The organism is Pseudomonas moraviensis (genome assembly GCF_900105805.1).
Classification (GTDB): Bacteria; Pseudomonadota; Gammaproteobacteria; order Pseudomonadales; family Pseudomonadaceae; genus Aquipseudomonas; species Aquipseudomonas moraviensis_A.
In genome coordinates this window covers 5,990,872-6,017,784 of record NZ_LT629788.1, presented here as the reverse complement: position 1 = coordinate 6,017,784, position 26,913 = coordinate 5,990,872, and the positions used below count along the sequence as shown (strand labels likewise).

Here is a 26,913-nt window from a genome sequence, read left to right as displayed (position 1 = left end):
CAACCGGGCGCGCACTTCAATCACGCACTCAATGAGAGCGCCCGCACATTTTTGGAGCAGACATGACCGAGCCCTTGATTCTTCAGCCTGTTAAGCCCGCGGATGCCTGCGTGATCTGGCTGCACGGCCTCGGCGCCGACCGTTACGACTTCCTGCCGGTCGCCGAGGCGTTGCAGGAAAGCCTGCTGAGCACACGTTTTGTGCTGCCCCAGGCACCCACTCTTCCAGTGACGATAAATGGCGGATATGCCATGCCCAGCTGGTACGACATCAAGGCCATGAGCCCGGCCCGGGCGATTGACCGTGACCAGTTGGAAGCGTCGGCGGATCGCATCATCGAACTGATCGAGAGCGAGCGCACCAGCGGAATAGACGCCTCGCGGATTTTTCTGGCCGGATTCTCCCAGGGCGGCGCCGTGGTATTGCACACCGCTTTCCTGAAATGGCAGGGGCCGTTGGGTGGGGTGCTGGCATTGTCGACATATGCGCCGACCTTCACTGACGAGATGGAGCTTTGCGCCAGTCAGCAGCGCATTCCTGCGCTGTGTCTGCACGGTCAGTTCGATGGGGTGGTGCAGAACTCGATGGGGCGCAGTGCCTATGAGCATTTGGTGAAGCATGGTGTCACCGTGACATGGCAGGAATACCCAATGGAGCACGAAGTGTTACCTGAAGAGATTCGCGACATCGGCGTCTGGTTGAGCGAACGCCTGCGCTGATTGGCGACCAATCCCTGCCCTTTGATCCCTCCTACTACGCCGCGCCCGTTTCTTGCATTACACTGGCCGGCGTACATTCCTTAACCAATTGATGAGATGACCGTGCTCAAAGCACTCAAGAAAATGTTCGGTAAAAGCGAGGCTGAGCAGCTCGCGCCAGTTTCCAGCGCGCCGTCGCACGCCCCCGGTCATCGCACCGATGCCCCACAGGCCGACCGCCCCGCTCCCGCAGCCACACCGAAGCCAGAAGAAAAACCCGCTACGGCCGCGCCAATTGCCGCCGAGCCTGCGCGCAGCGAAGCACCGAAACCGGCCAGACCGCGTCGCGAACCGAAGCCCAAGGCGGCGGTAATTCCCTGGAAACTCGAAGACTTCGTCGTCGAGCCGCAGGAAGGCAAAACCCGCTTTCACGATTTCAAGCTCGCCCCGGAACTGATGCACGCCATCCAGGACCTGGGCTTTCCTTACTGCACGCCGATCCAGGCGCAAGTGCTGGGCTTCACCCTCGCCGGCAAAGATGCCATCGGCCGTGCGCAGACCGGCACCGGCAAGACCGCCGCGTTCCTGATCTCGATCATCACCCAACTGCTGCAGACGCCGCCGCCTAAAGAGCGCTACATGGGCGAACCGCGCGCGTTGATCATCGCGCCGACCCGCGAACTGGTGGTGCAGATCGCCAAGGACGCGACAGACCTGACCAAGTACACCGGCCTCAACGTGATGACGTTCGTCGGCGGCATGGACTTCGACAAACAGCTCAAGCACCTCGAAGCGCGCCATTGCGACATTCTCGTCGCGACCCCGGGCCGCTTGCTCGACTTCAACCAGCGCGGCGACGTGCACCTGGACATGGTCGAAGTGATGGTGCTGGACGAAGCCGACCGCATGCTCGACATGGGTTTCATCCCGCAGGTTCGGCAGATCATTCGTCAGACCCCGCCGAAGTCCGAGCGCCAGACCTTGCTGTTCTCCGCGACCTTTACCGAAGACGTGATGAACCTTGCCAAGCAATGGACCACGGATCCGGCGATCGTCGAAATCGAAATCACCAACGTCGCCAATGAGAACGTCGAGCAGCACATCTACGCCGTGGCCGCCGCCGACAAATACAAACTGCTCTACAACCTGGTCAACGACAACGGTTGGGAGCGGGTCATCGTGTTTGCCAACCGCAAGGACGAAGTGCGCCGCATCGAGGATCGCCTGGTGCGTGACGGCATCAACGCCGCGCAATTGTCCGGCGACGTGCCACAGCACAAACGCATCAAGACCCTGGAAGGTTTCCGCGAAGGCAAGATTCGCGTGCTGGTGGCCACCGATGTCGCCGGTCGCGGCATTCACATCGACGGTATCAGCCACGTGATCAACTTCACCCTGCCGGAAGTGCCGGACGATTACGTGCACCGCATCGGCCGTACCGGTCGCGCCGGCGCTGACGGTGTGTCGATCAGCTTCGCCGGTGAGGACGACTCCTATCAGTTGCCGTCCATCGAAGAAAAGCTCGGTCGCAAGATCAGCTGCGAAACACCGCCGACGCATCTGCTCCGCGCGGTTGAGCGCAAGCGCCCACAATAAGCCTCGCGATACGAAAAAGCGCAGCCGGAAACGGACTGCGCTTTTTTTACGCCCGACGGTTGCTCGCCAGAACCAAAAGTCCATAATGGAATAATAAGTTTATCTTTGGAGAGCGAGATGTCCGGTACCCCGTACGTGATCGATCAAGCCCTGGCCCGTGATCTGCTGACGCGAATCGACGTGCCGCAGATCCTGCGCAAACTGTTCCGTGATCTGGCGGCCGGTAACGCCGTGCAGCCAGCTCAGCAGTTAGTGGAATTCCCACAGGGCGCCGGCGACTTCATCAATTATCTGGGCGTGCTGGCCGAGGACGGCGTGTACGGCGTGAAGACTTCGCCGTATATCGTTCGTGAGCAGGGTGCGCTGGTGACGGCGTGGACCCTGCTGATGTCGATGAAAACCGGCCAGCCGCTGCTGCTCTGCGATGCCGGCGAACTGACCACCGCGCGTACCGCCGCGACCACGGCAGTGGCGGTTGACGCCCTCGCACCGGCGAATGCCCAACGACTGGCGATCATCGGCAGCGGGAAAGTCGCTCAGGCGCATCTGCATTACGTCAAAACCTTGCGCGAATGGCAAAGCATCAGCGTGTACTCGCCGTCGCTGCTGGAAGATCCTGAAACACAGGCCGTGTTGAGGACCACCGCGCCGAAACTGAAGATTGCCGACAGCCGCGAGGCCGCTATCGCCGAAGCTGACGTGATCATGCTCTGCACCTCGTCTGCCGGGCCGGTGATCGATCCTGCCGAATTGAGCAAACCGGCGCTGATCACCTCGATCAGCACCAACGCCCCCCGCGCACATGAAGTGCCGCCGGGCAGCCTCAACGACATGCAGGTGTTCTGCGACTATCGTCAGACCACGCCGGGGTCGGCGGGTGAGATGTTGATTGCCGCTGAGCAGCATGGATGGCACAAGGAATCGATTGTGGGCGATCTGGCGGATTTGCTCAGCGACAAAGTCCCGCGCCCTGATTACCAGCGGCATGTGTTTTTCCGTTCGATCGGTCTGGGCCTGGAAGACATTGCCTTGGCCAATGCGGTTTATCACCTCACCACAAATCCCTTGTAGGAGTGAGCCTGCTCGCGATAGCGGTCTGACATTCGATATTGATGTCGGCTGATCGACCGCTATCGCGAGCAGGCTCACTCCTACAGGGGGCGACGTCATTTCTGGATATCGCGTACACACCGGAGAGTTTCATGAACCACGCAGATTTCATCATCATCGGCGGCGGGATTGCCGGCGCTTCCACCGGGTTCTGGCTGGCGCCGCACGGCAAAGTGATCGTGCTCGAACGTGAAACCCATCCCGGCTATCACTCCACCGGTCGTTCCGCCGCGCTGTACACCGCCGCCTACGGCACCGCTCAGGTACGCGCACTCACTCAGGCCAGCCGCGCGTTCTTCGACAATCCTCCCAGCGGCTTCTGCGAGCATCCGCTACTGACCCCACGCGGCGAAATGACCGTCGACTTCATCGGCGACCCTGCCGAACTGAACAACCAATACCTCAGCGCCAAAGCCACCGTGCCGCAGATGCAGCTGCTCAGCGCCGACGAAGCCTGCGCACGCCTGCCGATCCTGCGCCGGGATAAAGTCCACGGTGCGATCTACGATCCTTCGGCGTGCGACATCGACACCGACGCGCTGCATCAGGGCTACCTGCGCGGCATCCGGCGCAACCACGGCGAAGTCCACACCGATTGCGAAGTGCTTGGCCTGGATCGCGATGCCGATGGCCTGTGGATCGTGCAAACCAACGGCGAGACGTTCAGCGCACCGGTGCTGATCAACGCCGCCGGTGCCTGGGCCGACAGAATCGGTGCCCTGGCAGGTGCGCAGCCGCTGGGTCTGCAACCGAAACGTCGCGCTGCGTTTATCTTTGCCGGTCCTGAAGGCGTGGATATTCATCACTGGCCGATGCTGGTCAGCCTCGACGAATCCTTCTACATGAAGCCCGACGCCGGCATGTTCCTCGGCTCGCCGGCCAACGCCGACCCGGTTGAACCGCACGACGTGCAGCCGGAGGAACTCGACATCGCCATGGGTATTTATCAGATCGAAGAAGCCACCACACTGACCATCCGCCGCCCGACCCGCACCTGGGCCGGTCTGCGCAGTTTCGTTGCCGACGGTGATCTGCTCAGCGGTTTCGATCCAAAAGTGCCAAGGCTGTTCTGGGTCGCCGCACAGGGCGGTTACGGCATTCAGACATCGCCAGCGATGGGTCAGGCCAGTGCGGCGCTGGTGCGCGGCGAGCCGTTCCCCGAGCAGCTGCAGCAATTCGGTCTGGACAGCGCCATGCTCTCCCCCGCCCGACTGGGGTGATCGCATCGACTCGCCCAAGAGATTGCGGCACACTCGCAGCGCCCCGGCACATGGGGCGCTGACGCTGCCTGGAGCTCCACTGTCATGACCGCCTCCGAATTCGACCCGGCGCTGGATAACTTCCGCGCCATCGCCGATGCCATCGCCACGCTGTTCTTTCCCCATGCCGAGGTGGTGCTGCACGACCTGCGCACGCAGAAGGTCGACTACATCGCCAACAACCTGTCCAAGCGTGAAATCGGCGACGACTCCTCGCTGGAAGACATGCTCAGCGAGGAGGTCAGCGAAAGAAACATCGGCCCGTACGAAAAGCTCAACTGGGACGGTCAGAAGATTCGCAGCCTGAGCACTGTGCTGCGCGACAGTGAAGGTCGACCGCTCGCAGTGCTGTGCATCAATCTGAATATTTCCCTGTTCGAGAACGCCAAAGCGGCGCTCGACCTGTTTCTGTCGCCGAGCAAACTGATTCCGCAGCCGGACTCACTGTTCCGTGATGACTGGCAGGAACGCATCAACACCTTCCTCCACGCGTGGCTGCGCGAGCGGCAGTTGAGCCTGAATCTGCTGACCCGTGATCACAAACGCGAACTGGTGCTGGCGCTGCACGCCGAGGGCGCGTTCAAGGGCAAAAGCGCCTCGAACTACGTGGCCAATGTGCTGAACATGGGCCGGGCGACGGTGTACAAGCATTTGAAGGAATTGAAGGGCTGAAAAGCAAAAGATCGCAGCCTTCGGCAGCTCCTACAGGAGAACGCATTCCCATGTAGGAGCTGCCGAAGGCTGCGATCTTTTTATCAGTCGCCGTAGATATCGGTCTGGAAATACTTCTGGGAAATCTTCTGATACTCGCCACTCGCGCGAATCCCGTCGATGGCGCTGTTCAACTGGCTGACCAGCTCGGCATTGCCCTTGCGCACCGCAATCCCCGCGCCTTCGCCGACATACTTGGGATCCTTCAACTCCGGACCGACAAACGCATAACCCTTGCCGCGGGGCATCGACAGGAAGTCATTGAGCGGAATGGTGTCGGCGAAAATCGCATCGAGGCGCCCCGCCGCCAGGTCCATGTAGATTTCTTCGTTATTGCTGTAGCGCTTGACGTTGATGCCCTTGGGTTCGAACACCTCGGTGGCATAACGATCGGTGGTGGTCGCGCGCTGCACGCCAACATTCTTGCCTTTGAGGCTGGCGTACTGATCATCGACGCTGGCGCCTTCCTTCATCACCAGGCGCGAGGATGTGAAGTAGTACTTATGGCTGAAATCCACTGACTTCTTGCGATCTTCGTTGATGGTCATCGACGACAGCGCCATGTCGATCTTCTTCACTTTCAGCGAAGGAATCAGCCCGTCGAACTCACCTTCGACCCACACACACTTGACCTTCATCTGCGCACACAAGGCATTGCCGATGTCGTAGTCGAAACCGACGATTTCACCCTTGTCGGTTTTCGACGCGAACGGCGGATAGGCCGCTTCGATGCCGATGCGCAGGGTTTTCTCGGCGGCGAACACGCTGGCGGAGGCCAACAGGCTGAGGGCCAGACCGGTGATGAGGGGAAGTTTCTTCATGTTCGTTCTCTCGCGAAGTTGTTGTTGGTTTGGCAAGAAAGCAGCTACAAGCGGCAAGCTATTAGCTGCAAGACAGAAGCTTTTTTTGTACTTGGAAATCCATACTGGACTCTCAGGTACAAATCGTCAATTGGCCTTAGCGGTGTGTCAGCGAGATTTTGGGTGATGCAGAAGGCGTCATCGCGAGCAGGCTCACTCCTACATTTGCAATGCGTTCCCCTGTAGGAGTGAGCCTGCTCGCGATAGCGGATTTGAGGGCAATACAGAACTTACTTCTTCCAGCGATCCGCAGCCACATGATCACTGTCCCGCCCCTCAACCCAACGGGGCCCATCGCTGGTGTTTTCTTTCTTCCAGAACGGCGCGCGGGTTTTCAGGTAGTCCATGACGAACGCGCAGGCATCGAACGCGGCCTGGCGATGGGCGCTGGCAGCGCCGACGAAGACGATCGGCTCGCCCGGCTCCAGCGCGCCGATGCGGTGCAGCACTTCCAGTTTCAGCAGCGGCCAGCGCTGCTGCGCTTCGACAGCGATCTTGCCGAGGGCTTTTTCGGTCATGCCCGGGTAGTGCTCGAGAAACATCCCCGCGACGTCGAGCCCGTCGTTGAAGTCGCGCACGTAACCGACAAAGCTCACCACCGCACCGACGCCCACATTGGCCGCGTGCATCGCATTGACTTCAGCGCCCGGATCGAACGGCATGGCCTGCACGCGAATCGCCATGTTCAGCCCCCGGTCACAGTTGGAAAAAACGCCACTTCGTCGCCGTCGGTCACCGGCTCGTCGAGCTGACAAAGATCCTCGTTGCGTGCGCACATCAGGTTCTGCTCGCTCAACACCTCAGCGCCATCACGTTGCGCCAACAATGCGCGAACGTCATCGACGCTCGCGAAATCGCCTTCAACCACGACTGAATCCACGCCCAGCGCCTCGCGGTAACGAGCAAAAAACTTCACGGTCAGTTTCATGCCGGGTCCGCCTGGAAATGGCCGCTCTTGCCGCCGACTTTTTCCAGCAGACGCACGCTTTCGATGGTCATGCCACGATCGACGGCTTTGCACATGTCATAGATGGTCAGGGCGGCGACACTGGCGGCGGTCAGCGCCTCCATTTCGACGCCGGTCTGCCCGGACAACTTGCAGCGGGCGACGATGCGCACGCTGTCTTCGCCTTCGGCGCTGAGTTCGACTTTGACCCCCGTCAGCATCAGCGGATGGCACAGCGGAATCAGATCGCTGGTTTTCTTCGCTGCCTGAATCCCGGCAATGCGTGCCACGGCGAACACATCACCTTTGGGATGGCCGCCGCTGACGATCATCTGCAGGGTTTCAGGGAGCATGCGCACCAGCGCTTGAGCCGTCGCTTCACGGAACGTCACGGCTTTTTCAGTGACGTCGACCATGTTGGCGCGACCTTGGGAATCGAGATGAGTCAGCACGGGATTACTCCTGATCAGGAGCGTGGATTGTAAACCTGTGGGTCAGATATCCGCATCACTGATTATGAAATCACCGCTATCACCTGTAGGAGTGAGCCTGCTCGCGATAGCGGTCTGGTATTCAACATTGATGTCGACTGATCGACCGCTATCGCGAGCAGGCTCACTCCTACATTTTGATTTGCATAGGCCATAAAAACGGGCGGCCGACTGGCCGCCCGGTTTTGGGTGAAGGATTACAAATGCGATTCGGCGTATTCGGCCAGGATCGAGCGAGGCACCCCTTGCAGGGTGATGTGCACACCGTTGGGGAAATCCTTGAAGCGTTCGGTCAGGTAAGTCAGCCCGGAGCTGGTCGCGGACAGGTAAGGGGTATCGATCTGTGCCAGGTTACCCAGGCACACCACTTTGGAACCGGCGCCGGCACGGGTGATGATGGTCTTCATCTGGTGCGGCGTGAGGTTCTGGCATTCGTCGATCAGGATCAGGCTCTGCTGGAAGCTGCGACCGCGAATGTAGTTGAGCGATTTGAACTGCAACGGCACTTTGCTGAGGATGTAGTCGACGCTGCCATGGGTGTTCTCGTCATCCATGTGCAAGGCTTCGAGGTTGTCGGTGATGGCGCCCAGCCAAGGCTCCATTTTTTCCGCTTCGGTGCCGGGCAGGAAACCGATTTCCTGATCCAGCCCCTGCACGCTGCGGGTGGCGATGATGCGGCGGTAGCGCTTGCTGACCATGGTCTGCTCGATCGCAGCGGCCAGCGCCAGGATGGTTTTACCCGAACCGGCGGCGCCGGACAGGTTGACCAGATGAATGTCCGGATCAAGCAACGCGTACAGCGCCAGACTCTGATAGATGTCGCGCGGCTTCAGCCCCCACGCCTCCTGATGCAGCAGCGGTTCCTGATGCAGGTCGAGGATCAGCAGTTTGTCTTCCTGGATTTCCTTGATCCAGCCGACAAAGCCCTGCTCGTCGATAATGAATTCGTTGATATGCACCGCTGGCAGGTTGTCGATCAGCTGCACCTGGTGCCAGGTGCGGCCATGGTCCTGGCGGGTTTCGACCTTGCTCACGCGGTCCCAGAAGGAGCCGGTCATGTTGTGGTAGCCATTGGGCAGCAGGGACACGTCATCGACCAATTGGTCGGTGCTGTAGTCCTCGGCGTCGATGCCGCAGGCGCGCGCCTTGAGGCGCATGTTGATGTCTTTGGTGACCAGCACCACCGGTTTCTGCGGATCGCGAGTGTGCAGATCGATCAGTTGGTTGATGATTTTGTTGTCGTTCAGGTGCTCGGGCAGAATCAGATTCGACTCGGCCTGCTTGCTCATCAGAATTGACAGCAAGCCCTTTGGCCCGCCCTTGCCACGCTGGATCGGCACGCCCAGTTCAACGTCTTCAGGGGACGCATCGCCCAGGGTCTTGTCGATCAGGCGGATCGCCTGGCGGCATTCGGCGGCCACGCTGTGATGGCCGCTCTTGAGCTTGTCCAGCTCTTCCAGCACGGTCATCGGGATGGCGACGTGGTGTTCTTCGAAATTCAGCAGGGCATTTGGATCGTGAATCAATACGTTGGTATCGAGTACATACAGGATTGGCTGGTTGGAGGAAGGGCTGCGTCCGTGATCATCCATACTCGGTCACCTATGTGGGAGCCATTCGACGCAATACCGTGACAGTGCTGCGCCTCGAGGTGACTGCCGAATTCATCCACGAGGGCCTGGATGAACTGCACACAATAGGAGTCTGGGAAGACGCCACCTGTGTTGCAGGTTTCGGCGGTCTGTCTTCGTAATACTCCAAAACCGATGACATAAAAAAGTACTTTGACGGTTTTTTTAAGTTTATTTTGCAGAGTGACGAAAAGGCCTTGGCGGACTCCCCAGACACCGCTAAAGTCGGAAGTCCGCCTGCATCGAATTCCCGTCAAAAATCACCCCAAGCCCAATGTTTCCGGGCTTTGTTTAGTTTCTCAACGAAACGCGTCCTGGCAGTCTTCCCAACCGATACCGCTCTGCGCAGTCTGGGTGATCAGCCACGGCAGCGAAGTCTTCACGGCGTCCTGTTTCATGTTGAAATTGATCACCCCGTGACGCCACAACAGCATCAGGGTCAACACCCGCTGCGCGCTGGCCGGGCCCTTGAGCTTGCCCGCGCCGTCTTGAGCATCGATGTCCCACAGCGCCACTTGCAGGCCCTGGGTATTGAAGAAACCTTGCGCGTCGCTGCGGCGCTGGCCATCCGGCGGACGGAACAGCGGCACGAAGTTTTCCGGCAGCTTGTTCTTCACCAGATCGGCGCTGCGCCGTACCGAATCCTGCCAGTCCTGCCAATGGCTGTGGGAGCGGAATTCCCAGCCCTGCACGCCAACGCACTGCCGGGAGAAGCTCGCTTGCAGGCTGCTGACCGAACGGCCGGCGAGCCGCGCCTGGATATCCTTGCCCAAGACGAAAAATGTTCCGCTCAGATTCGATTTACGCAGATATTCGGTCAGCCAGTCGGTGTTGTCCGGTTGCAGGTTGGCGGCGCTGTCGAAAGTCAGCAGAAACAGCCGGTCGTGCATGTCTTCGCCGTTACGCTCGTAGTCACCGAAACGATCGAATTCATTGCTGGTTTGCGGCGACAGCGCGGCCTTGCGCATCAGCTCGTCCAGATACTGCAAATGGAAGATCCGGCTCGGCTCGGCCCATTTGGTGTAATAACTGTCGTCGCTGACCACGAACTTGGCGGCCTGCTCGCGCAGGGTCGGCAGGTCTTCGACAAGGAAGCAGAACGAGGCGTCCTGATCGCAGCTTTGCTGGGCGTGATTGTAATTGGTCAGCAAGCGCTGCCAGAGACGCTGGCGCAACTGATTGATCGCATCGATATTGACCGTGCGCAGGCCCAGGCGCTGGGCGAGTGCCGCCTCGTCGATGGATTCGGTGCCGAGCAGGCCGCGAGCGAACATAAGGATTTCCGCCCGCGACGCGACGTCGAACAGGGTCGGATTGCTCAACTGCTCCGGCCAGGTCGTGCGATCCAGCGTCGCCGCATCGCCAGGCGCCGCCACGGCCGCGTAGCTCAGCAGCCACGCGGTGAATAAAAGAACAATGCGCAAAGGGATGCCTCCATAACAAAACCCGCGCGGCACTATATCGCGGGTGGATCAAAACAAAGATCAAAAGATCGCAGCCTTCGGCAGCTCCTACCTGTCCCCATTGAATTCATTGCGGTTTCATCTCGAGCGCAATCTGTAGGAGCTGCCGAAGGCTGCGATCTTGTTCCATGACACCACCGATCACCTATCACGCTCATAGCTGGAGTCAACAAGGACAACCCCCTAGAATCGCCCCCACGATTAAAGGAGACGACTTCATGCTGATGGTGATTTCCCCCGCCAAGACCCTCGACTACGAAACACCGCCGGCGACCCAGCGCTTCACCCAGCCGCAATACCTCGACCATTCCCAGGAGTTGATCCAGCAGCTGCGCGAGCTGAGCCCGGCGCAGATCAGCGAATTGATGCACGTGTCCGACAAGATCGGTGGCCTCAATGCCGCGCGATTCGGCAGCTGGACGCCAGCCTTTACCCCAGAGAACGCCAAGCAGGCCCTGCTCGCATTCAAGGGTGACGTGTATACCGGCCTTGACGCTCAGTCCTTCAGCGAGGCGCAATTCGATTACGCGCAAAAGCACTTGCGCATGCTCTCCGGCCTCTATGGCCTGCTGCGCCCGCTGGACCTGATGCAACCGTATCGTCTGGAAATGGGCACCAAACTGGCCAACGCCCGTGGCAAGGATCTGTATGCGTTCTGGGGCACGCGCATCAGCGAATGGCTGAATGAGGCGCTGGCCGAGCAAGGCGATGACGTGCTGCTCAACCTTGCATCAAACGAGTACTTTTCCGCGGTCAAGCGCAACGCTCTGAAGGCGCGGATCATCAACACCGAGTTCAAGGACCAGAAGAACGGCCAGTACAAAATCATCAGTTTCTACGCGAAGAAAGCGCGCGGCCTGATGAGCCGTTTTGTGATTCAGGAACGCATCAACGACCCGGCTCAGCTCAAGCAGTTCAATGTGCAGGGTTATCGCTACAGCGCCGAGCAATCGAAACCCGACAATCTGGTGTTTTTACGCGACCACGCCCCGGAATAAAGCATGCCCTTTGCACGACTCTTTTCTCTGGGAGTCGTGCAGTCCGCCCGAAGTCAAAATCCCCCCGCAGCATATCGCCAATTTCATGGCGCCAATAAAACCACGACCTGTTTTCTAATTTTAGTTTCACTCGACACTCAAGTTTTTTTTCAGTAGTGGCACCTAAATTTTTTACCCGTAGTGGCACAAAACTATCGACCCCGTTTTCACCTCGATCAATAAAGGCCCAAGTCGCTAGTGCTATCAATTTGCTCTCAGTGCCATCTTGGTCAATATTTCAAAAAATTTCGGGTGGCACGATGAGCGGGCTGGAACTATGTCCAAATGCGTTGCTCATACCACCGGTAACGATTCTCGCCGAGTTTGTACGAGATAACTTACGCAGAGCTGATAGCCATGTAACCAAGTTGTCACACCAACTTGCCTGAGTGACTAACGAGTCTCAAAACAATCGAAGGACAGGAGATACGCACCATTAATATCCCCTACTAAGGCCAAGGCCGCGCCCCTATAAACGTGCTCGCCTGAGCACCTAACTGCTTGATTTACGGGCCCCCTACCCGACGTCGAGCAGGCTACATAACTGCACAAGAGTCTTCCCGCACGGAAGATCGGCTGCATAACAGGGCAAGTCATAACAACAAGGCCTAGTTGCGCACTTCTTGAGTGCATTTATTAGACACTCGGAACTTTGTATGCCTGCACACGGCATTGTGGCGCCTGTAAGCCGCACTTTCGAGTGCACTAGTGACCGCTGAACACCATTAACTCCGGCCATCTAAGGCCAGATATATACAGAGGTAATTGCGATGCGCATCAGCATATTTGGTTTGGGTTACGTTGGCGCAGTATGTGCCGGTTGCCTGTCTGCACGGGGCCATGACGTAGTTGGCGTCGACGTTGCCAAAGACAAGATCGACATGATTAACGCCGGCAAATCGCCAATCGTTGAACCGGGCCTGGGCGAACTTCTGCAACAGGGCGTCCAGACCGCTCGTCTGCGCGGTACGACCAACTTCGCCGAGGCGATTCGTGATACTGACCTGTCGATGATCTGCGTCGGCACGCCAAGCAAAAAGAACGGCGACCTGGAACTGAACTACATCGAGGCCGTGTGCCGCGAGATCGGTTTTGTCCTGCGTGAAAAAACCACCCGTCACACCATCGTCGTACGCAGCACCGTGCTGCCAGGCACCGTGGCCAACGTGGTAATCCCGATTCTGGAAGACTGCTCGGGCAAGAAGGCTGGCGTCGATTTCGGCGTAGCGGTCAACCCGGAATTCCTGCGTGAATCCACCGCCATCGCCGACTACGATCACCCACCGATGACCGTCATCGGCGAGTTCGATACCGCGTCGGGCGACGTTCTGCAATCGCTGTACGAAGAACTCGACGCACCGATCATCCGCAAGGACATCGCCGTTGCCGAGATGATCAAGTACACCTGCAACGTCTGGCACGCCACCAAAGTGACCTTCGCCAACGAGATCGGCAACATCGCCAAAGCGGTCGGCGTCGATGGCCGTGAAGTGATGGACGTGGTCTGCCAGGACAAGACACTGAACCTGTCCCAGTACTACATGCGCCCGGGCTTCGCTTTCGGCGGTTCGTGCCTGCCCAAGGACGTACGTGCGCTGACCTACCGCGCCGGCTCCCTGGACGTCGAAGCACCGCTGCTCAACTCGCTGATGCGCAGCAACGAATCGCAAGTGCAGAACGCTTTCGACATCGTTGAAAGCCATGACAAACGCAAAGTCGCCCTGCTCGGTCTGAGCTTCAAGGCCGGCACCGACGACCTGCGCGAAAGCCCGCTGGTCGAACTGGCGGAAATGCTGATCGGCAAGGGCTACGACCTGAGCATCTACGACAGCAACGTCGAGTACGCCCGCGTCCACGGTGCGAACAAGGACTACATCGAATCGAAGATTCCGCACGTGTCGTCCCTGCTCAACTCGGACTTCGACTCGGTGATCAACAACTCCGACGTGATCATCCTCGGTAACCGCGACGAGAAATTCCGTTCGCTGGCCCACGAAGCGCCGCAAGGCAAGCAAGTCATCGACCTGGTGGGCTTCATGTCCAAAGCCACCAGCGCCGGTAGCCGCACCGAAGGCATCTGCTGGTAAAGCAGCCCTAAGCGACAAGCCTCGAGCTGCAAGCCAAAGCGTTTCGCTTGCAGCTCGAAGCTTGCGGCTTGAAGCCTTCTCACCTTCGGATGACGGTTATGACCAAGCTCAAACATTTTTTTCTGCAATCAGCCGGCTGGCTTTTTTATCTCAGTCTGCTGATGGGCCTGGCCTTGATGCTGCCCACGTCCACATTCGACTCCGAGTCGAAGGACTTCATTTTCCTGATTGGCGCCGTGGGTATCTGGCGCTACTCGATGGGTGCAACGCACTTTGTGCGCGGCATGATTTTTCTCTACATCGTTTACCCGCACCTGCGTCGCAAAGTACGCAAGCTGGGTAAAGCGGCCGACCCGTCGCATGTGTTTCTGATGGTCACCAGCTTCCGTATTGACGCGCTGACAACCGCGCAGGTCTACAGCTCGGTGATCCGCGAAGCCATCGACTGCGAACTGCCGACCACCATTGTCTGCTCGATCGTGGAAATGTCCGACGAGTTGCTGGTCAAGGCGCTGTGGGCGCGGATGAATCCGCCGGAGCGAGTCAAGCTCGACTTCGTACGCATTCCCGGTACCGGCAAGCGCGATGGTCTGGCGTTCGGTTTCCGCGCGATCTCCCGTCACCTGCCGGACGACCGTGCCGTGGTGGCCGTGATCGACGGCGACACCGTGCTCGGCGAAGGCGTCGTGCGCAAGACCGTGCCGTGGTTCCAGCTGTTCGGCAATGTCGGCGGCCTGACCACCAACGAGTTTTGCGAAGTGCGCGGCGGCTACATCATGAGCGAATGGCACAAGCTGCGTTTCGCCCAGCGCCACATCAACATGTGCTCGATGGCCCTGTCCAAGCGCGTACTGACCATGACCGGTCGGATGTCGGTGTTCAAAGCCTCTGTGGTGACCAATCCGGAATTCATCGCCGACGTTGAAAGCGACTCGCTGCAACACTGGCGTCTGGGGCGTTTCAAGTTCCTGACCGGTGACGACAAGTCGAGCTGGTTCAGCCTGATGCGCCTGGGTTACGACACCTTCTACGTGCCGGACGCCGCGATCAACACCGTTGAGCACCCGCCGGAAAAGAGCTTCATCAAGGCCAGCCGCAAGCTGATGTTCCGCTGGTACGGCAACAACCTGCGCCAGAACTCGCGCGCACTGGGCCTGGGTATCCGTCGCCTCGGCGTGTTCACCTCGGTGGTGCTGTTCGACCAGCGCGTGTCGATGTGGACCTCGCTGCTCGGTCTGACCGTGGCACTGATCGCCAGCTTCAAATACGGCACCGCGTTCATCCTCGTATACCTGCTGTGGATCGGCATCACCCGCCTGATCCTGACGCTGTTGCTGTCGTGTTCCGGCCACCGTATCGGCCCTGCTTACCCGGCGATTCTGTATTACAACCAGATCGTTGGCGCCATGGTGAAGATCTACGTGTTCTTCCGCCTCGACCAACAATCCTGGACTCGCCAGCCCACATCCCTGACCCGTGATCTCGCCAGCTTTCAACGTTGGTTCAACACCTGGTCGTCTCGGACCATGACCTTCTCCGCCGGCAGCATTTTTGTCGCCGTGCTGCTGATGATGGTCTGACCCGCTCCTATTGAATTAACAAGGAAATCGCCCCTATGAATACCGCCGTCAACGTCAACGTAGTGCATGAATCCGAAGCCCAGCGCCAGCACGCTCGCGTGAAAATCCCGGCCAAGCTGCGTTTCTTCGGCCCTGACCGGACTCCGCTCGAAGCGCGGGTCCTCGATCTGTCCGCTGGCGGTCTGGCGTTCAACGCCGGGCAGATGCCGCTGACCATCGGCGAGGTGTACAAGGCGCGTCTGCAATTCGTCATCGACAACCTCGGCCTGGCCATGGACGTTGAACTGCAGGTGCGCTCCTTTGATCGCGCTACCGGCCGTGCCGGCTGCCAGTTCCAGAACCTCGAGCCGCAGGACATTTCCACCCTGCGCCACCTGATCACTTCGCACCTGGCCGGCGACATCGTCAGCATCGGCGAAGTGCTGGCGACCCTGCAGCGCGACAACTTCACCAAGGCGCGCAAGAACAAGACCGACGATACCGGCATGACCCCGTTCGGCCGCCTGAAAGCCGTGACCTTCAGCGCCGGTATTTTCGCTGTCGGCCTGGTCGCTGCCGGTTTCATCTTCAAGTCGGTGTACGGCATGTACTTCGTCAGCCATGCGCAGGCCGGTCTGGTCAGCGTGCCGGGGATGAACATCACCATGCCGCGCGACGGCACCGTGCAAAGTCTGGTCAAGTCCGACGGCGTCGCTGCCAAAGGCGCACCGCTGGCGACCTTCAGCACCAGCATGCTCGACGTGCTCAAGGGCCATCTGGCCGAAGATCAACTGGCCCCGGCCAAGGTTGAAGAATTGTTCGGCAAGCAAATGACCGGCACCCTGACTTCGCCGTGCGACTGCACCGTGGCCCAGCAACTGGTGGCTGACGGTCAGTACGCGAGCAAGGGCGACGTGATCTTCCAGTTGGTGCCGCGCAACACCCAGGCCAACGTTGAAGCACGCTTCTCCTATCGCCAGTTCGGCGACGTGCGTCCGGGTACGCCAGTCAGCTTCCAGATCGCCGGCGAAGACAAGACCCGCACCGGCAAGATCGTCAGCAGCACCAGCCTGAAGAGCGCCGACCTGTCCTCCGACATCCGCGTGCAGATCCAGCCAGACGAGCCGCTCGACAGCAGCCTCGCCGGCCGCCCGGTGGAAGTGAACAGCGACCGTGGCCCGAACCTGAACTGGCTGATCGACAAAGCCATGGCTGCCGGTCTTTAAGTCGAGGACATGCCTGTGACTACGCATAACTTGAACACACCGCCGACCCTGTGGGAGCGAGCCTGCTCGCGATGGGATCGCCGCGGTTTGTCTGATGTACCGAGTCGCTTGCATCGCGAGCAGGCTCACTCCTACAAGGGAACGGTGTGTGCCCTGGCATTGGCAGTGAGTCTGGCCGGTTGCGCCGGGCTGCCCGATCAGCGTCTGGCCAACGAAGCGCTCAAGCGTGGCGACACCGCCACCGCCGCGCAGAATTACCAGCAACTGGCCGATCTGGGTTACAGCGAGGCGCAAGTCGGTCTGGCCGATATCCAGGTCGACAGCCGTGACCCGGCGCAGATGAAACAGGCCGAAGCGACCTATCGCGCAGCGGCCAGCGTATCGCCGCGTGCCCAGGCACGTCTGGGTCGTCTGCTGGTGGCCAAGCCGGGCTCCACCGAAGCCGAACACCATGAAGCCGAAACCCTGCTGAAAAAAGCCGCCGCCAATGGCGAAGGCAATACGTTGATCCCGCTGGCGATGCTGTACCTGCAATACCCGCACAGCTTCCCGAACATCAACGCCCAGCAGCAGATCGATCAGTGGCGCAAGTCGGGCTACCCGGAAGCCGGTCTGGCGCAGGTGCTGCTGTATCGCACCCAGGGCACTTACGACCAGCACCTGGATGACGTGGAAAAGATCTGCAAGGCCGCAATCAACACCACCGACATCTGCTATGTCGAACTGGCTACCGTCTACCAGAAACGTGGCCAGGCGGAGCAACAGGCCGAACTGATCAAGCAGATGCAGGCCGGTTACAGCCGTGGCACCGTCACCGCGCAGCGAGTCGATTCCGTGGCCCGCGTGCTGGCCGATTCGACCCTGGGCAAGACCGACGAAAAAACTGCGCAGGCGCTGCTCGAGCCGATCGCTCCGGGCTACCCGGCGTCGTGGGTCACCCTCGCCCAATTGCTTTACGACTTCCCCGAACTGGGCGACGTCGACCAGATGATGAAGTACCTGGACAATGGCCGCGCCGCCGATCAGCCGCGCGCCGAACTGTTGCTGGGCAAGGTCTACTACGAAGGCAAAATGGTTCCGGCCGACGCCAAAGTCGCCGAGGAACACTTCCAGAAAGCCGTTGGCCGCGAAGTCGCCGCCGACTACTACCTCGGCCAGATCTATCGCCGTGGCTACCTCGGCAAGGTCTATCCGCAGAAGGCCCTCGACCACCTGCTGACCGCTGCGCGCAACGGCCAGAACAGTGCCGACTTCGCCATCGCCCAGCTGTTTTCCCAAGGCAAGGGCACCAAGCCCGATCCGCTGAACGCCTACGTATTCAGCCAACTGGCCAAGGCGCAGAACACCCCGCAAGCCGATGAACTGGCAGCGACCCTCGAGGCGCAATTGCCGCCCGAGCGCCTTCCCGAAGCCCGCCGCCTGTTGCAACAGGAACAGGCCAGCCGTGGCGCCCTGAACTCGAACACGCTGCAACTGCACGCCCTGCAAGAAGAAGACGGCGAGGAAAAACTATGAAGCTGAACCCATTCGTGAAGGCCGGTATTGGCCTCACCTTCGCGCTGATCTGGTCTTGCCCGACACTGGCTGCGATGACTGAAAGCAAGAACTTCGGTCTGGAAGTGAAACTCACCGGTCAATCCGAAGACGACCGTGACCTCGGCACTGCCGGTGGCGGCGACGTCAACGGCGTCGGCCTGGACCTGCGTCCGTGGATCTACGGCGAAAGCGGCGCGTGGAGCGCCTACGCGATGGGCCAGGTGGTGACTTCCACCGACATCATCGAGACCGACACCCTGCAGCAGTCCGACGGTGAACAGACCACCGACAGCGGCGATCGCGAAACCAAGAAAAACTACCTGGCGATGCGCGAGTTCTGGGTCGGCTACAGCGGCTTCACGCCGTACCCTGGCGAGATCCTCAAGTTCGGTCGCCAGCGTCTGCGCAATGACGACGGCCAATGGCGCGACACCAACATCGAAGCCCTGAACTGGACCTTCGACACCACCCTGCTGCGCGCCAATGCCGGTGTGGCCGAGCGCTTCAGCGAATACCGCACCGACCTCAAAGAGCTGGCGCCGAAAGACAAGGATCGCCTGCACGCCTACGCCGATGCCGCTTACCAGTGGACACCGGGCCAGTGGGTCGGCATTCGCGGTCACCACACTCACGACGACGGCAAACTCGATTACGCCGAGCCGGGCGTCCCGCGCGACTCGCTGGACAAGACCGAGAACGGCGACATCAGCTGGATCGGCCTGACCGCTGACAGCGACGCCTACAACTGGCGCAACACCAACACCGTCAACTACTGGGGCAGCATCACCGGCATGAGCGGCGACCGCGATACGGTCAACGCGCTGAACGCCGATGGCACGCGCCCGACACAAGCCAAGCGCAGCGATGACATCAGCGGCTGGGCCGCCGATGTCGGCGTGCGCCTGCGCCTCGATCCGCAATGGCAAGTCGGCGGTGCCTACGCCCGCGCCAGTGCCGATTACGAACAGAACGGTCTGGAGAGCAACCGCTCCAACTACACCGGTACCCGTTCGCGCGTACACCGTTTCGGCGAAGCGTTCCGTGGCGAAATGAACAACATGCAGACCGCCACCCTGTTCGGTTCGTGGATGGTCAACGACGAGTACGACGCCAGCCTGATCTACCACAAGTTCTGGCGTGTCGACGGCAACAAGCCGGTCGGCAGCAACGGCATCAACGCGGTGGAAAACAACACCGACGACGTCACCGGCGCGATCCTCTCCAGCACCTCGCTGCCGCTTGAAGATGGCAACAAGGACCTGGGTCAGGAAATGGACCTGGTCGTCACCAAGTACTTCAAGCAAGGCCTGTTGCCGGCGGCGTTGAGCCAGTCGATCGACGAGCCTTCGGCACTGGTGCGTTTCCGTGGCGGTGTGTTCAAACCGGGCGATGCCTACGGCAGCCAGGTTGATTCCTACATGCACCGCGCATTCATTGACGTGATCTGGCGCTTCTGATGCAAACCGCCAAGGGAGTGCCCGACATGATCAGCACCAGAACAGGCTCACTCAGCCTGCTGGCCGGCGCGATGCTGCTGGCCAGCGCCGGCGCCTTCGCCAATGTTGAACCGGCGAAACCTGCGACCGTGGCCAAGGAACTGCAACAGGCCAAGACCTACACCGTCAGCAGCGCGCCGACCGAGGCGCTGCAACTGGCCAAGCCGAAACTGCCCGACCTGTCCGGCTTCACCGCCGAGGCCGCTGCGGCGAAAATCGTGCGTAGCAAACCGGGCAAGATCAGCGTGCGCCGGATGATGCAGGAAAACGCCCTGAAGGATTTCATCGGCGGCGATAACAAGATGGCCGAATGGGTCGTGCGTCAGCACGGCATCCCGCAGGCGATCTTCATCGACGACGGCTACATGAACCTCAAGGATCTGGCGAAAAAACTGCCCAAGCAGTATTTCAGCGAGACCTCGCCGGGCGTGTACCTGGCCAAATTGCCGATCGTGGTCGGCGAGAAAGGCATCCTCGAAATCGACGGTCAGACCCAGGAACTGCGCCTGTCGCAAGAGGCCGGTTCGTTCCTGATCAACGACGGTCAGTTGTTCGTGCGTGACACCAAAGTCACCGGCTGGCGCGAAAAGGACAACGGCCCGGCAACCTTCCGTTCGCCGAAGGAATTCCGTCCGTTCCTGCTCGCCTGGGGCGGCACCGAGACCTACATCGTCAACAGCAAGATGGCCAGCTTCGGTTACGCCAACAGTAAGTCGTACGGAGTGAGTATTTCCCAGTACACGCCGAACATGGCCAAGGTTCTCAAGCGCCCGGAACCGACCGGCTGGATCGTCGGCTCCGAGTTCTCGGACATGTGGTACGGCTTCTACTGCTACGAAACCCGCGACTTCGTGGTCAAGGGCAACACCTACAAAGACAACATCGTCTACGGCATCGACCCGCATGACCGCTCGCACCGTCTGATCATTGCCGAGAACACCGTTCACGGCACGAAGAAGAAGCACGGGATCATCATTTCCCGTGAGGTCAACGACAGCTTCATCTTCAACAACAAGAGTTACGACAACAAGTTGTCGGGCCTGGTGATCGACCGTAACAGCGTCAACAACATCATTGCCTACAACGAGATCTACAAGAACCACACCGACGGCATCACGCTCTATGAGTCCGCCGACAACCTGCTGTGGGGCAACAAGGTCATCAGCAATACCCGTCACGGCATCCGTATTCGTAACAGCGTGAACATCCGCCTCTACGAAAACGTCGCCATGACCAACGGCCTCACCGGTATCTACGGCCACATCAAGGACCTGACCGACACCGACCGTGACATCAAGCTCGACCCGTTCGACGCGCAGGTGTCGCTGATCGTGGTTGGCGGCGAACTGGCGGCCAATGGCAGCGGCCCGCTGTCGATCGACTCGCCGCTGAGTGTCGAGCTGTATCGCGTGTCGATGCTGGCGCCGACCAAGTCCAGCGGCATCAGCTTCAACGGCATCCTCGGCGAGCGCCAGGATGAAATTCTCGACCTGCTGGTGCGCCAGCAGAAAGCCGTGCTGATCGACCCTGTCGAACGCCAGACCGAATTGCAGGACTGAGGATAATTTTTATGCACCCACACATGATCAAACTGCTCAGCCTCTCGGCCCTGACTCTCGGCATTCTTGCTGCCGGCAACGCACGCGCCGACGCTGAAGGCGCAAGCGTCACCCCACCGAAGTTCACCGCCGAGCCATGCTGCAACCTGTGCCCGGCGGCCCATGACGCGAAAAACTACACAACGCGTTATCAGCAGAACTTCACCACCCTGGTACAGGCGCAGGGCGACTGGCTGTTCCGTACCCAGGAAGATTTGCGCACCGAGTTCAACACCACGCCGGCCGGCTACAAGCGCCTGCAACAGTTGCACGATGCGTTCAAGAGCAAAGGCGTCGAACTGGTGATCGTTTACCAGCCGACCCGAGGCCTGGTGAACCGCAACAAGCTCAACCCGCAGGAGAAAGCCGCGTTCGACTACGAGAAAGCCTTGGGCAACTACAAGACCATGCTCGGCCGTTTCGCGAAGATGGGTTACGTGGTGCCGGACCTGTCGCCCCTGACCAACGAATCGTTGCCGGACACCCTGCCCGCCCACGATTTCTACTTCCGTGGCGACCAGCACTGGACGCCATACGGCGCTCAGCGCACGGCAAAAATCGTGGCGGAAAAGGTCAAGCAGATCCCGGCTTTCGCCGACATTCCCAAGCGTGAATTCGAGACCAAGAAGTCCGGGCGCATGGGCAAGACCGGCACCCTGCACAACATGGCCGGGCAACTGTGTGGCACCAGCTACGCGATCCAGTACATGGACCAGTTCACCACCGAGCCGAAAGGCGAGGCAGGCGACGGCGATCTGTTCGGCGATTCCGGCAATCCGCAGATCACTCTGGTCGGTACGTCGCACAGCGGCAAGAACTACAACTTCGCCGGTTTCCTTGAAGAAGCCATCGGCGCCGACATTCTCAACGTGGCCTTCCCCGGCGGCGGTCTGGAAGGTTCGATGTTGCAGTACCTGGGCAGCGAAGAATTCCAGAAGACCCCGCCGAAGATTCTCATCTGGGAATTCTCGCCGCTGTACCGCCTCGACCAGGAAACCATCTATCGCCAGATGATGGCGCTGCTCGACAACGGTTGCGAAGGCAAAGACGCACAGATGTCCGCCAGCACCACGCTGAAACCGGGCAGCAAGCAAGAACTGCTGGTCAACAGCAAGAACCTGAACCTGCAGAACGCCAGTCATCAGGTCGACATCCGCTTCGCCGACACCTCGGTGAAAACCCTGCAAGCCACCCTCTGGTACATGAACGGTCGCCACGAGGACATCAAGATCGAGAAACCGGAAACCTCCGACACCGACGGTCGTTTCGCCTTTGAGCTGCGCACGGACGAAGACTGGGCCTCGCAAAACCTGCTGGCGGTCGAAGTCCAGGGTCCTGAAGCCGGACCTGGCGCCGCGCCACAAAAAGTCGAAGCGAAAATCTGCAAACGCAACGTATTCCCGGGCGCTGGTCAACAGACCGCGCAGCTCGGGCAATGAGGTCTGCTATGCGAAATCCGAAACTGAAAAATCTGTTGGCACCGACGCTCCTGAGCCTGGCGATGTTCGCCGGGGCGACCCAGGCCGCTGCGCCATTGCGTCCACCGCAGGGCTACTTCGCCCCGGTGGATAAATTCAAGACCGGCGACAACAGCGATGGCTGCGATGCCATGCCGGCGCCGTACACCGGACCGCTGCAATTTCGCAGCAAATACGAAGGTTCGGACAAGGCCCGCGCAACGCTGAACGTGCAGTCGGAAAAAGCCTTTCGCGACACCACCAAAGACATCACCACGCTGGAGCGCGGCACCGCCAAACGCGTCATGCAGTTCATGCGCGACGGTCGCCCGGAGCAGCTCGAATGCACGCTCAACTGGCTGACCGCGTGGGCCAAGGCCGATGCGTTGATGTCGAAAGACTTCAACCACACCGGCAAGTCGATGCGCAAATGGGCGCTGGGCAGCATGGCCTCGTCGTACATTCGCCTGAAGTTTTCCGACTCGCATCCGCTGGCCCAGCATCAGCAGGAAGCGCAGCTGATCGAAGCCTGGTTCAGCAAAATGGCCGATCAGGTGGTCAGCGACTGGGACAACCTGCCGCTGGAAAAAACCAACAACCACTCGTACTGGGCCGCCTGGTCGGTGATGGCCACCGCCGTCGCCACCAACCGCCGCGACCTGTTTGATTGGGCGGTGAAGGAATACAAGGTCGGCGTCAATCAAGTCGACGCCGACGGCTTCCTGCCCAACGAACTCAAGCGCCAGCAACGCGCCCTCGCCTATCACAACTACGCCCTGCCGCCGCTGGCGATGATCGCCAGTTTCGCTCAGGTCAACGGTGTCGATCTGCGTCAGGAAAACAACGGCGCACTGAAGCGTCTCGGTGATCGTGTGCTGGCCGGTGTGAAGGACCCTGATGAGTTCGAAGAAAAGAACGGCAAAAAGCAGGACATGACTGACCTGAAAGAGGACATGAAATTCGCCTGGCTCGAACCGTTCTGCACCCTCTACACCTGTGCGCCGGATGTGATCGAGAAGAAGCACGGCATGCAGCCGTTCAAGACCTTCCGCCTTGGCGGCGACCTGACCAAGGTCTACGACCCGTCCCATGAAAAGGGCAACAAGGGTTCTTGAAAGGCGAAAAGCAAAAGCCCCTCACCCTAACCCTCTCCCGGAGGGAGAGGGAACTTGACGAGGTGCTTTTCTGAAATTCGCCGACCTGCAATATCGAGCCGATCTCCTTTTCTGAAAACCATGGAGATCAGGCTCCCTCTCCCTCCGGGAGAGGGCGGGGGGTGAGGGGCGTGGTTTGACGGCCAGCCCAGACCTCAAGCAAACACTGTGTCACCCCTCCACTACCACGGGGGGTTTGGGGGGGCTTTGGCCCTTGACTGTTGGTTCAAACATGGAGAGATCGGGATGGTATTTTCATCCAACGTGTTCCTGTTTCTGTTCTTGCCGATCTTTCTCGGCTTGTACTACTTGAGCGGGCAACGCTATCGCAACCTGCTGCTGCTGATCGCCAGCTACGTGTTCTACGCCTGGTGGCGAGTGGACTTCCTCGCACTGTTCGCCGGCGTCACGCTGTGGAACTACTGGATCGGCCTTAAAGTCGGTGCCGCCGGTGTGCGAACCAAACCGGCGCAGCGTTGGCTGTTGCTCGGCGTGGCCGTCGACCTCTGCATCCTCGGCTACTTCAAGTACGCCAACTTCGGCGTCGACAGCATCAACGCGATCATGACCTCGTTCGGTCTCGAGCCGTTCATCCTCACCCACGTGCTGCTGCCGATCGGTATTTCGTTCTACATCTTCGAATCGATCAGCTACATCATCGACGTGTACCGTGGCGACACTCCGGCGACGCGCAACCTGATCGACTTCGCAGCGTTCGTGGCGATCTTCCCGCACCTGATTGCCGGCCCGGTTCTGCGTTTCCGCGACCTCGCCGATCAGTTCAACAACCGCACGCACACCCTCGACAAATTCTCCGAGGGCTGCACGCGGTTCATGCAGGGTTTCATCAAGAAAGTATTTATTGCCGACACCCTCGCCGTGGTCGCCGACCATTGCTTCGCCCTGCAGAATCCGACCACGGGTGACGCCTGGCTCGGCGCACTGGCGTACACCGCACAGCTGTATTTCGATTTCTCCGGTTACAGCGACATGGCCATCGGTCTGGGCTTGATGATGGGTTTCCGCTTCATGGAAAACTTCAAACAGCCGTACATCAGCCAGTCGATCACCGAGTTCTGGCGCCGCTGGCACATCAGCCTGTCGACCTGGCTGCGTGACTATCTGTACATCACGCTCGGCGGTAACCGCAAAGGCACGTTGATGACCTATCGCAACCTGTTCCTGACCATGCTGCTCGGTGGTCTGTGGCACGGCGCGAACATCACTTACATCATCTGGGGCGCCTGGCACGGCATGTGGCTGGCGATCGAAAAAATGCTCGGCCTGAACACCTCGCCGCGCAGCCTCAATCCGATCCGCTGGGCACTGACCTTCCTGCTGGTGGTGATGGGCTGGGTGATCTTCCGTGCCGAGAACCTGCACGTTGCCGGACGCATGTACGGCGCGATGTTCAGCTTCGGTGACTGGTCGCTGTCGGAACTCAATCAGGCCAGCCTGACCGGCCTGCAAGTGGCAACCCTGGTGGTGGCTTACGTGACCCTGGCGTTCTTCGGCCTGCGTGATCTGTACACCAATCAGCCGCCAGCCAAGACCAAACCTGAAGTCAACGTCGAAGCCGATGGCCCTGCCACTGCGACCCCGGGAATGATCAAGGCAGCGCCTGGTGAAAATCCTGCGAGCATCCATGAACCTGGCTACACCGTCGGCGTCGAAGCCCAGGTGCAACCGGCCTACTGGACCGCGGACTGGTCGCGCTACGTGATGCGCGGGCTGATCCTGCTGCTGTTCATCGCCTCGATTCTCAAACTCTCGGCGCAAAGTTTCTCGCCGTTCCTTTACTTCCAGTTCTGAGGGATCTGACATGACCCGCTCATTACGCATCTTCTACATCGCCCTGTTCCTGGTGACGCTGTTGGTCCTGGGCCTGTGGTCGGTTCGCAGCTTCTTCGGCTTCAGCACCAACGCCGATGCGACGGTGCTCAACGGCCGCTGGACGAAGGCGGTGGAAACCCACTATGACGATGAATTCCCGATCAAGCGTCTGGGCACCAACCTCTGGGCCGCGCTGGATTTCAAACTGTTCAACGAAGGTCGTCCGGGCGTCGTGCTCGGCCGCGACCAGTGGTTGTACAGCGATGAGGAATTCAACCCGATCGTCAACGAAGAGCAGAACCTGCAAGGCAACTACGCGCTGGTCGAAGGCGTGCGCCAGACCCTGAAAGAGAAAGGCGTGAAACTGGTGATGGCGATCGTGCCGGCCAAGGTGCGTCTGTACCCGGAGCATCTGGGTGAAGTGAAGCCTGCGAGCATTCACCAGAACCTGTATCAGGATTTCCACGCCCGTGTCGCTGCCGACAAGATCCTCGCCCCTGACCTGCTCGGCCCGCTGCAACAGGCCAAGCAGAATGGTGAGCAAGTGTTCCTGCGCACCGACACCCACTGGACCCCGGAAGGCGCCGAAATCGCGGCCAACACGCTGGCGAAGACCATTGCCGAGAAATTCCCGCTGAGCGGCGAGCCACAGCGCTTCGTCACCACGCCAGCTGAGAAGGTCACGCACAAGGGCGATCTGCGTCTGTTCCTGCCGCTCGATCCGCTGTTCGAAAACATGATGCCGGCGCCTGAGCCTCTGCTCAAACGCAACACCGTGGCCGCCGAGCAACCTGCCGGTGACGACGCCCTGTTCGCCAACAGCGAAGTACCGGTGGCACTGATCGGCACCAGCTACAGCGCCAACCCCAACTGGAACTTCGTCGGTGCGCTCAAGCAAGCGCTGCACAGCGACGTCGTCAACTACGCCGAAGACGGCCACGGCCCGATTCTGCCAATGCTCAGCTACCTGAAAAGCGATGACTTCAAGAACAGCCCGCCACAAGTGCTGATCTGGGAGTTTCCTGAACGATATCTGCCTGTGAACAACGAAATCGGCGACGCCGACCCACAGTGGGTCGCAGAGCTCAAACAAGCCGGCGCCCGCCAACAAAACGTAGCCATCAACACTAAATCCGAGACGCCCGATCGGGCGCAAAACTGAAAG

22 protein-coding genes are annotated in these 26,913 nt (G+C 59.8%); 16 read left to right on the top strand and 6 right to left on the bottom strand.

Annotated features, from left to right (window positions below):
• Nucleotides 1-62: 62 nt before the first annotated feature.
• From BLU71_RS26850 to BLU71_RS26830, 5 genes are all read left to right on the top strand, one after another.
• Nucleotides 63-719 carry an alpha/beta hydrolase gene (locus BLU71_RS26850; RefSeq protein WP_083354265.1) on the top strand — a complete coding sequence of 219 codons (657 nt, stop codon included), beginning with the start codon at nt 63-65 and terminating at the stop codon, nt 717-719.
• Nucleotides 720-815: 96 nt separating this feature from the next.
• Nucleotides 816-2,294 (top strand): ATP-dependent RNA helicase RhlB, encoded by a 1,479-nt coding sequence (gene rhlB / locus BLU71_RS26845; RefSeq protein WP_083354264.1) that lies wholly within the window; start codon nt 816-818, stop codon nt 2,292-2,294.
• Nucleotides 2,295-2,411: 117 nt separating this feature from the next.
• Nucleotides 2,412-3,365 (top strand): ornithine cyclodeaminase family protein, encoded by a 954-nt coding sequence (locus BLU71_RS26840; RefSeq protein ID WP_083354263.1) that lies wholly within the window; start codon nt 2,412-2,414, stop codon nt 3,363-3,365.
• Nucleotides 3,366-3,496: 131 nt separating this feature from the next.
• Complete coding sequence (locus tag BLU71_RS26835; RefSeq protein WP_083354262.1) at nt 3,497-4,624, top strand: NAD(P)/FAD-dependent oxidoreductase; 1,128 nt, start codon at nt 3,497-3,499, stop codon at nt 4,622-4,624.
• 84 nt (nt 4,625-4,708) lie between these two features.
• Entirely contained in the window at nt 4,709-5,335 is a 627-nt protein-coding gene (locus BLU71_RS26830; RefSeq protein ID WP_083354261.1) for a helix-turn-helix transcriptional regulator, read from the top strand.
• 83 nt (nt 5,336-5,418) lie between these two features.
• Here BLU71_RS26830 and BLU71_RS26825 read toward each other — a convergent pair whose 3' ends face one another.
• The 6 genes from BLU71_RS26825 to BLU71_RS26800 all read right to left on the bottom strand — a co-directional run bounded on the left by BLU71_RS26825 (nt 5,419) and on the right by BLU71_RS26800 (nt 10,726).
• Nucleotides 5,419-6,195 carry an ABC transporter substrate-binding protein gene (locus tag BLU71_RS26825; protein WP_042607712.1) on the bottom strand — a complete coding sequence of 259 codons (777 nt, stop codon included), beginning with the start codon at nt 6,193-6,195 and terminating at the stop codon, nt 5,419-5,421.
• Nucleotides 6,196-6,464: 269 nt separating this feature from the next.
• Nucleotides 6,465-6,917 (bottom strand): molybdopterin synthase catalytic subunit MoaE, encoded by a 453-nt coding sequence (gene moaE / locus BLU71_RS26820; RefSeq protein WP_064364414.1) that lies wholly within the window; start codon nt 6,915-6,917, stop codon nt 6,465-6,467.
• A 2-nt stretch (nt 6,918-6,919) separates the two neighbouring features.
• Nucleotides 6,920-7,162, bottom strand: a complete 243-nt coding sequence (locus tag BLU71_RS26815) for a MoaD/ThiS family protein (RefSeq protein WP_042607710.1) — start codon at nt 7,160-7,162, stop codon at nt 6,920-6,922.
• Nucleotides 7,159-7,632 (bottom strand): cyclic pyranopterin monophosphate synthase MoaC, encoded by a 474-nt coding sequence (gene moaC / locus BLU71_RS26810; RefSeq protein ID WP_042607709.1) that lies wholly within the window; start codon nt 7,630-7,632, stop codon nt 7,159-7,161. The genes BLU71_RS26815 and moaC overlap by 4 nt, the downstream gene beginning before the upstream one ends.
• A gap of 236 nt (nt 7,633-7,868) precedes the next feature.
• Nucleotides 7,869-9,263 (bottom strand): PhoH family protein, encoded by a 1,395-nt coding sequence (locus BLU71_RS26805; RefSeq protein WP_042607708.1) that lies wholly within the window; start codon nt 9,261-9,263, stop codon nt 7,869-7,871.
• Nucleotides 9,264-9,601: 338 nt separating this feature from the next.
• Nucleotides 9,602-10,726 carry a polysaccharide deacetylase family protein gene (locus tag BLU71_RS26800; RefSeq protein WP_065615834.1) on the bottom strand — a complete coding sequence of 375 codons (1,125 nt, stop codon included), beginning with the start codon at nt 10,724-10,726 and terminating at the stop codon, nt 9,602-9,604.
• A gap of 257 nt (nt 10,727-10,983) precedes the next feature.
• Here BLU71_RS26800 and yaaA point away from each other — a divergent pair, with 257 nt between their 5' ends.
• From yaaA to BLU71_RS26745, 11 genes are all read left to right on the top strand, one after another.
• Nucleotides 10,984-11,763, top strand: coding sequence for a peroxide stress protein YaaA (gene yaaA, locus BLU71_RS26795; protein ID WP_064364416.1), 780 nt, complete (start codon nt 10,984-10,986; stop codon nt 11,761-11,763).
• A gap of 809 nt (nt 11,764-12,572) precedes the next feature.
• The gene (locus tag BLU71_RS26790; protein ID WP_042607705.1) at nt 12,573-13,889 is read left to right on the top strand and encodes a nucleotide sugar dehydrogenase; all 1,317 of its coding nucleotides are present in this window, start codon (nt 12,573-12,575) and stop codon (nt 13,887-13,889) included.
• 98 nt (nt 13,890-13,987) lie between these two features.
• Nucleotides 13,988-15,469, top strand: a complete 1,482-nt coding sequence (alg8, locus tag BLU71_RS26785) for a mannuronan synthase (protein ID WP_162276426.1) — start codon at nt 13,988-13,990, stop codon at nt 15,467-15,469.
• A gap of 35 nt (nt 15,470-15,504) precedes the next feature.
• The gene (locus BLU71_RS26780) at nt 15,505-16,674 is read left to right on the top strand and encodes an alginate biosynthesis protein Alg44 (RefSeq protein ID WP_042607703.1); all 1,170 of its coding nucleotides are present in this window, start codon (nt 15,505-15,507) and stop codon (nt 16,672-16,674) included.
• A 9-nt stretch (nt 16,675-16,683) separates the two neighbouring features.
• Nucleotides 16,684-18,189 (top strand): alginate biosynthesis TPR repeat lipoprotein AlgK, encoded by a 1,506-nt coding sequence (gene algK, locus BLU71_RS26775; protein WP_173867379.1) that lies wholly within the window; start codon nt 16,684-16,686, stop codon nt 18,187-18,189.
• A complete protein-coding gene (locus tag BLU71_RS26770; RefSeq protein ID WP_083354260.1) occupies nt 18,186-19,667 on the top strand; it encodes an alginate export family protein in 1,482 nt (493 codons plus the stop codon). Before algK ends, BLU71_RS26770 begins: the two co-directional genes overlap by 4 nt.
• 26 nt (nt 19,668-19,693) lie before the next feature.
• Nucleotides 19,694-21,265 (top strand): mannuronan 5-epimerase AlgG, encoded by a 1,572-nt coding sequence (gene algG / locus BLU71_RS26765; protein WP_064364545.1) that lies wholly within the window; start codon nt 19,694-19,696, stop codon nt 21,263-21,265.
• An 11-nt stretch (nt 21,266-21,276) separates the two neighbouring features.
• Nucleotides 21,277-22,743, top strand: coding sequence for an alginate O-acetyltransferase (locus BLU71_RS26760; RefSeq protein WP_042607700.1), 1,467 nt, complete (start codon nt 21,277-21,279; stop codon nt 22,741-22,743).
• A gap of 8 nt (nt 22,744-22,751) precedes the next feature.
• Nucleotides 22,752-23,876, top strand: a complete 1,125-nt coding sequence (locus BLU71_RS26755; RefSeq protein WP_064364419.1) for a mannuronate-specific alginate lyase — start codon at nt 22,752-22,754, stop codon at nt 23,874-23,876.
• 285 nt (nt 23,877-24,161) lie between these two features.
• Nucleotides 24,162-25,727, top strand: coding sequence for an MBOAT family O-acyltransferase (locus tag BLU71_RS26750; RefSeq protein ID WP_065615832.1), 1,566 nt, complete (start codon nt 24,162-24,164; stop codon nt 25,725-25,727).
• A 10-nt stretch (nt 25,728-25,737) separates the two neighbouring features.
• Nucleotides 25,738-26,910 carry an alginate O-acetyltransferase gene (locus BLU71_RS26745; protein ID WP_083354259.1) on the top strand — a complete coding sequence of 391 codons (1,173 nt, stop codon included), beginning with the start codon at nt 25,738-25,740 and terminating at the stop codon, nt 26,908-26,910.
• Nucleotides 26,911-26,913 lie beyond the last annotated feature (3 nt).

Excerpts from the sequence above, each read along its gene's own strand:
- BLU71_RS26850 (WP_083354265.1), top strand. The coding sequence starts at position 63 with ATGACCGAGCCCTTGATTCTTCAGCCTGTTAAGCCCGCGGATGCCTGC.
- rhlB (WP_083354264.1), top strand. The coding sequence starts at position 816 with ATGACCGTGCTCAAAGCACTCAAGAAAATGTTCGGTAAAAGCGAGGCT.
- BLU71_RS26840 (WP_083354263.1), top strand. The coding sequence starts at position 2,412 with ATGTCCGGTACCCCGTACGTGATCGATCAAGCCCTGGCCCGTGATCTG.
- BLU71_RS26835 (WP_083354262.1), top strand. The coding sequence starts at position 3,497 with ATGAACCACGCAGATTTCATCATCATCGGCGGCGGGATTGCCGGCGCT.
- BLU71_RS26830 (WP_083354261.1), top strand. The coding sequence starts at position 4,709 with ATGACCGCCTCCGAATTCGACCCGGCGCTGGATAACTTCCGCGCCATC.
- BLU71_RS26825 (WP_042607712.1), bottom strand. The coding sequence starts at position 6,195 with ATGAAGAAACTTCCCCTCATCACCGGTCTGGCCCTCAGCCTGTTGGCC.
- moaE (WP_064364414.1), bottom strand. The coding sequence starts at position 6,917 with ATGGCGATTCGCGTGCAGGCCATGCCGTTCGATCCGGGCGCTGAAGTC.
- BLU71_RS26815 (WP_042607710.1), bottom strand. The coding sequence starts at position 7,162 with ATGAAACTGACCGTGAAGTTTTTTGCTCGTTACCGCGAGGCGCTGGGC.
- BLU71_RS26805 (WP_042607708.1), bottom strand. The coding sequence starts at position 9,263 with ATGGATGATCACGGACGCAGCCCTTCCTCCAACCAGCCAATCCTGTAT.
- yaaA (WP_064364416.1), top strand. The coding sequence starts at position 10,984 with ATGCTGATGGTGATTTCCCCCGCCAAGACCCTCGACTACGAAACACCG.
- BLU71_RS26790 (WP_042607705.1), top strand. The coding sequence starts at position 12,573 with ATGCGCATCAGCATATTTGGTTTGGGTTACGTTGGCGCAGTATGTGCC.
- alg8 (WP_162276426.1), top strand. The coding sequence starts at position 13,988 with ATGACCAAGCTCAAACATTTTTTTCTGCAATCAGCCGGCTGGCTTTTT.
- BLU71_RS26780 (WP_042607703.1), top strand. The coding sequence starts at position 15,505 with ATGAATACCGCCGTCAACGTCAACGTAGTGCATGAATCCGAAGCCCAG.
- algK (WP_173867379.1), top strand. The coding sequence starts at position 16,684 with ATGCCTGTGACTACGCATAACTTGAACACACCGCCGACCCTGTGGGAG.
- BLU71_RS26770 (WP_083354260.1), top strand. The coding sequence starts at position 18,186 with ATGAAGCTGAACCCATTCGTGAAGGCCGGTATTGGCCTCACCTTCGCG.
- algG (WP_064364545.1), top strand. The coding sequence starts at position 19,694 with ATGATCAGCACCAGAACAGGCTCACTCAGCCTGCTGGCCGGCGCGATG.
- BLU71_RS26760 (WP_042607700.1), top strand. The coding sequence starts at position 21,277 with ATGCACCCACACATGATCAAACTGCTCAGCCTCTCGGCCCTGACTCTC.
- BLU71_RS26755 (WP_064364419.1), top strand. The coding sequence starts at position 22,752 with ATGCGAAATCCGAAACTGAAAAATCTGTTGGCACCGACGCTCCTGAGC.
- BLU71_RS26750 (WP_065615832.1), top strand. The coding sequence starts at position 24,162 with ATGGTATTTTCATCCAACGTGTTCCTGTTTCTGTTCTTGCCGATCTTT.
- BLU71_RS26745 (WP_083354259.1), top strand. The coding sequence starts at position 25,738 with ATGACCCGCTCATTACGCATCTTCTACATCGCCCTGTTCCTGGTGACG.